The organism is Aphanizomenon sp. UHCC 0183 (assembly GCF_009712065.1).
Lineage (GTDB): Bacteria > Cyanobacteriota > Cyanobacteriia > Cyanobacteriales > Nostocaceae > Dolichospermum > Dolichospermum heterosporum.
This window is the reverse complement of sequence record NZ_VILC01000038.1, coordinates 56115-61494: the sequence shown is the minus strand read 5'-3', so window position 1 is coordinate 61494 and position 5380 is coordinate 56115. Positions and strand designations below refer to the sequence as shown.

5 protein-coding genes are annotated in these 5380 nt (G+C 35.0%); 1 reads left to right on the top strand and 4 read right to left on the bottom strand.

Annotated features, from left to right (window positions below; all coding sequences use genetic code 11):
• Positions 1–7: 7 nt before the first annotated feature.
• From FJR37_RS14735 to FJR37_RS14725, 3 genes are read right to left on the bottom strand one after another with little or no spacing between them, the layout of a single operon-like run.
• On the bottom strand, positions 8–1054 hold the full coding sequence (locus FJR37_RS14735; RefSeq protein ID WP_168466362.1) for a zinc-dependent dehydrogenase: 1047 nt from the start codon (positions 1052–1054) through the stop codon (positions 8–10).
• A gap of 51 nt (positions 1055–1105) precedes the next feature.
• The gene (locus FJR37_RS14730; RefSeq protein ID WP_072033658.1) at positions 1106–1654 is read right to left on the bottom strand and encodes a PIN domain-containing protein; all 549 of its coding nucleotides are present in this window, start codon (positions 1652–1654) and stop codon (positions 1106–1108) included.
• 19 nt (positions 1655–1673) lie between these two features.
• Positions 1674–2135 carry a helix-turn-helix domain-containing protein gene (locus FJR37_RS14725; RefSeq protein WP_039203862.1) on the bottom strand — a complete coding sequence of 154 codons (462 nt, stop codon included), beginning with the start codon at positions 2133–2135 and terminating at the stop codon, positions 1674–1676.
• Between the two features lie 471 nt (positions 2136–2606).
• On the opposite strand from FJR37_RS14725, the gene FJR37_RS14720 reads away from it, so the two are divergent.
• On the top strand, positions 2607–4691 hold the full coding sequence (locus tag FJR37_RS14720) for a serine/threonine-protein kinase (protein ID WP_168466361.1): 2085 nt from the start codon (positions 2607–2609) through the stop codon (positions 4689–4691).
• A gap of 97 nt (positions 4692–4788) precedes the next feature.
• Here the strand turns inward: FJR37_RS14720 and FJR37_RS14715 are convergent.
• Positions 4789–5380: DUF1828 domain-containing protein (locus tag FJR37_RS14715; protein WP_168466360.1), on the bottom strand; the 592-nt coding region annotated here is incomplete at its 5' end.

The window sequence follows — 5380 nt, the reverse complement described above, 5'->3', positions numbered from 1 at the left end:
TCCCCCACTATGGATAAATCAAAATCTTATAAGTTTCCGCCGTCGGGGCGATCGCTTGGTCTACGGCTTGTGATAAATTTTGGAGGGGATAGCGATCGCTAATTAAGGCTTTCACGTCAATGCGGCGATTGAATACGATGTCCGCAGAAAGGCTTTGCAGGCGATAGGATGAGCTATAACTGCCCATTAAGTCTATTTCCCGACGGTAGAGAGTATTGGGGTTAATGGGAATGGTTAACTCGTCTGGGAACTCTGCAAAGAAGAGAATTTTTCCACCCTTGCGAGTACAGTCTAAAGCTTGAAAAAATGCTTTATCACTGGGAACAGCTAACAAGGTGACATCTACACCCATTCCTCCAGTTAAAGCTTGAATTTTGGTAGGTAAATCAGGATCACGGGCATCAAAAGCTGCTTCTGCTCCTACTTCTAGAGCCTTTTCAATTCTAGATGGTAAGAGGTCAGTAGCGATCGCCCTCCCGCCAAAATACTTCACCAACATCATAAACATTAACCCAATGGGACCTGCCCCAGTTACTAATACAGTTTGTCCCGGTGCAATTTGAGCTTTTTTCACTGCTTTTAAACAGCAATTAGTGGGTTCAACAAAACTCGCCTCTTCAAAACTGATATCATCAGGAATGGGAATTAAGCCACCATTCTCCACAATATGTCCTGGAACTTTCACATACTCTGCAAAACCGCCTCCACTAGGGTTAAAACCTGCGGTAGTCGAGATATTTTTATAAACATCGCACATGGAAAAATTATCATTCAAGCAGTAAGCGCAACGCATACATGGTATATGGTGCATCACCGCTACCCGTTGTCCTACTTGCCACCCTTGCACCTGTGAACCAACAGCCGCAATAGTTCCAGCGGTTTCATGTCCAAATATCCGTGGCGGTTCATACAAAGGATAACGAATCTTTTTAATATCTGACTGGCACAAACCTACAACCTGCACCTGTACCAACACCTCATCTGCTTCTAGTGTTGGAACTGGAACTTCTTCGTAGGATAATTGATTTACGCCTCTAAATACTTGTGCTTTCACGTTGGTTTTCCACTATTCAACGTTACTAGATTTAACATTTTGTGGTTAACTTTAGGTCATAAAAGTATGGATTTTTTTAACAAATCCTGGTATTTGGTTACTCAGTTTATCTAGTAATTGAATGAAAGTTAAAGGAGTTCTTTTATATTTTTGAGATTGTGTGAGTAAAACTTGAACCATTATCTGAGGGTATTCTTCAAATATATCACCGAGAAAATCATCTGGTGACTGTGATTTTATATTCCAAGGCTTTAAATCTTGTTCCTGAAAATCTTTAAGATTTTTGGTAACGACAATTTCTGCTTTAGTAACTACAGCAGCAGCGAGAACATGACGATCTTTAGGATGATTTGTCATCACAGACTCCAGTTCTTTCGGTACTTCAACCATAGCCTCTGGAAAAGCCATTTTTATAACTTCCTCTAACTTTCTAGCTCCCTCAGCAGATACATATCCTTTATTTATCAGGTTTCCAATTGCTTCATCTAGAATTTTTTGTGACCAGTAGGGTACATACAAACTAGCCTCAGCAGTAGAAAGCAAAGTATCTCGTAAATACATTGGAAACAAAACACAGGCATCTAAGATAACATTAGGCATCGCAATTTAAGTGTTTTACTTATTCCTCATAATCATATAGTCCCGCTTCTTCAGTTACTTCAATAAGTTCCTGTAGGCATTTTATCCGGTTTATATCACGTTGTTCTTTATATTTCATCAAATCATCAAAACGGACACGGCGATGTGTTCCTACCCTAATACAAGGAATTTCACCCTGGTCTAATAACTTAATCAGGTAAGGACGGGAAACTTTGAGAATGTCTGCGGCTTTTTGTGTGGTTAGTTCTCTATCCTGAATAACTACAGATATTACTTTACCTAATGCCAGTGCATGAACAGCTTGATGTAAAATCTGACAAACCGATTCGGGAATGGGAATTTCTTGACCGTCTACTCCTACTAATTTTGGTCGAGAGCCTTTAAGCTGGAGCATATTTTCAAGATGCTTGATAGATGATTTTTCCGGTTCTTGAGCCATAACTGACTCTAAAGGAGGGTTTTGCTCAGTAATATTCTTCATAATGAATATATATTTGATATCCATATCATATATTCTATATCCTCTAAACGCAATATCCGAAACAGTAATCAGATAAAATATGCTTTATAACCCGTTGTGACAAAGCAATAGATTTTGTTTATTTTTTGTACATTTTTATTGAGAAGCTATATAAAACTTTGTAAATTCTCATCACAATTTTACATATCTGTAACCCAAAATACAGATTAATAAATCATCTGAATTAGAAAACCCAAATAAAGAAATAATTATTTTTACCTAAAATATAAATTTAATTTTCACCAAAATATACATCACTATAATAATGGCAAAATGCCGTTATTTTCCATTTCCTATAAGATATCATCAAAATAACTGGCAATAATATATCTTCTATGCTTGTGAAGTTCCAGGTTAAATATAATTACTAATTGCCGTAGTTAAATCTAGGTTTATCTATATATTTTATCATGCAGATGCACCATATAGATCATGATCTGCTGTCTAAATCCCGATTGTTCAAATCCGCAAAATCCAGATCATCATCAACTTTGTCAAACTTGTCACACTCCGTTAGTGTCACTTTTGAGAAATCGGTTTCGTGTCATCCGTGTTCTTTCTGACGAAGGCGGATTTGGCAGAACTTATATATCAGAAGATATTGATAAATTAAATGAATTATGTGTAATTAAACAACTAGCACCAAAATTCCAAGGTACTTGGTCACAAAAAAAAGCAACTCAACTATTTTTAGAAGAAGCAAAGCGACTTCAAGAATTAGGACAACATCCCCAAATCCCCACTTTAATAGCTTACTTTGAACAAGATAAATGTTTGTATTTAGTACAACAATTTATTGATGGTCAGAATCTATTTAATGAATTAAAGTCTCGGAAAATTTATAAAGATTGGGATATTCAATCTATATTATTAGATTTATTACCAATTATCAAATTTGTTCATCAACATGGGGTAATTCACCGTGATATTAAACCAGAAAATATTATTCGTCGAAAAACTGATGGGAGATTAACACTCATTGATTTTGGTTCTTCCAAACAATTAACCGCACAGGTACAGCGAAAAAATGGTACTTCTATTGGTTCACATGGTTATTCTCCCATTGAACAAATTAGAGATGGAAAAGCCTATCCTGCAAGTGATTTATTTAGTTTAGGTGCTACTTGTTTTCACCTATTAACAGGAATTTCTCCTTTTCAATTATGGATGGAATATGGTTATGCTTGGGTAGGAAATTGGCAGCAGTATTTATGCTTTCCTTTGAGTTCAGAATTATCAGAAATTATAGATAAATTGCTTCAAAAAGAAATAGATAGTCGCTATCAATCTGCTGATGAAGTAATTAGAGATTTGATGAAAAAACATACTCATATTCTGCCAGCAGCAAATCATAAAATCATAAAATCACCTAGAAAAAATTCTCAACCACACTCATCAAAATATACTTGGGTCAGAAATTTAATTTTCATTTTTGGGATAGTTGTCTCTTTCGCACTAGTAGGATCTGGTTATCGAGAATTTCGCAAATTAAAAACCAACTTTTCATTTAGTTGGAGTCAACCTCGCAATAGTCCACCCACATTTGCAACATCAGAAAAAAAATTGTCTTTAGTCAATACTTTCTCTGGACATAAAAGCAAAGTTTTGTCAGTAGTTATGAGTCCAAATGACAAACTAATTATCAGTGGTGGTGATTGCGAAAAAAGTAATAATAGTCTATGTCATAATATTAAATTATGGGATATCATTACAGGTAAAGAAATTGCCAGTCTTCAGGGACATTCCCAAAATGTCAATGCAGTAGCTATCACTCCTAATGGTAAAACTTTAGTTAGTGCTGGTGATGATAAAACTATTAAGATTTGGAATTTACAAACAAATCAATTAATTCATACCTTAAAGAGTCATACTGATGCGATTCATAGTTTAGCTATTAGTAGTAATGGTAAAATTCTAGTTAGTGCTAGTGATGATAAAACTATCAAAGTTTGGAATTTAATCACAGGTAAGCTAATTCGCACTTTAATTGGTCATAAAAATTGGGTGCGTTCTGTAGATATTAGTCCTGATGGTGTTACCTTAGCAAGTGTTAGTTTTGATAAAACGATTAAATTATGGAATCTTAATCAAGAAAAACCAATTCTGAATTTAGCTACCAGTTCACAAACAGTTATAGCTGTGGCTTTTAGTCCTAACGGTAAAATTTTAGCAAGTTCCAGCCGCGACCGCACAATTAAATTATGGAATCTGCAAACCTTGAAAGAAATTCGGACTCTTATGGTAGGAGATAATAGTGTGAATACTATTGCTTTTAGTCCCGATGGTAAAATTTTAGCAAGTGCTGGACGAAATATTTCTGAAGAACAAATCTATCACACCATTAAACTCTGGAACGTAACTACAGGAGAGGAAATGCTGACATTGACAGGACATAGTAATGCTGTCACCTCCCTTGCTTTTAGTGCTGACGGGAAGTTTTTAGTTAGTGCTGGTGAAGATAATTTAATTAAAATTTGGCAGATTTCAGTCAATGATGACAAAAATTTTCCCCGTTGAGGTTTGGTACTTGATAAAACTAAATTTCGGTAGCCTGGGAATTAATTCCCAGTCTAATAGCAAAAGTCGGCTGAAGCCGACTGGAAGATTTTTATTTTTATTCAAGAAACTTTTGAAGATCATCCCTATTAGACCACTTCACTACATTAGATACACGATTTAACAAAGTGATATTATTTTCATTCCACAAATTTTTACTATCGTCAATTAATGAAATAAAGTTATATTTACTTTCCTTTAAATAGCTAATCTCCGACCAGGTAGTAAAAACTTTATCTACTCTCATCCTCGCCGTTCGGAGAGCAGGTGTACTAAGTGTATTAATTAAAGTAGTACCATGAGGACGATGTGCACAAAAATCTACACTTCTAGCTGTTCCAGACATTCCCGTAAATTTTTTGTTTCTTTCAACATTTAACTTCTTCTTATTTAAAAACTCTGTTACTTCTTCAGTAATAGGCTCAAAACTTGGTACTTTTAGTTTGGTGTTAGTATCAGCAACTCTAATTATTGCTTGAGATAAACGAAGAATTGCATCAGCTAAATTATCATCTTTTTTTAAACGAGTAATTAGCATCCCATCAAATTGTTCAACTCCATGAGTAATAACTATATCTTTAATAATTATTTCTTGGTTTTTTGATAAGCTGTAGGCAGCAGTTTGTAAATAAAGCCAACCAAATGTTTCA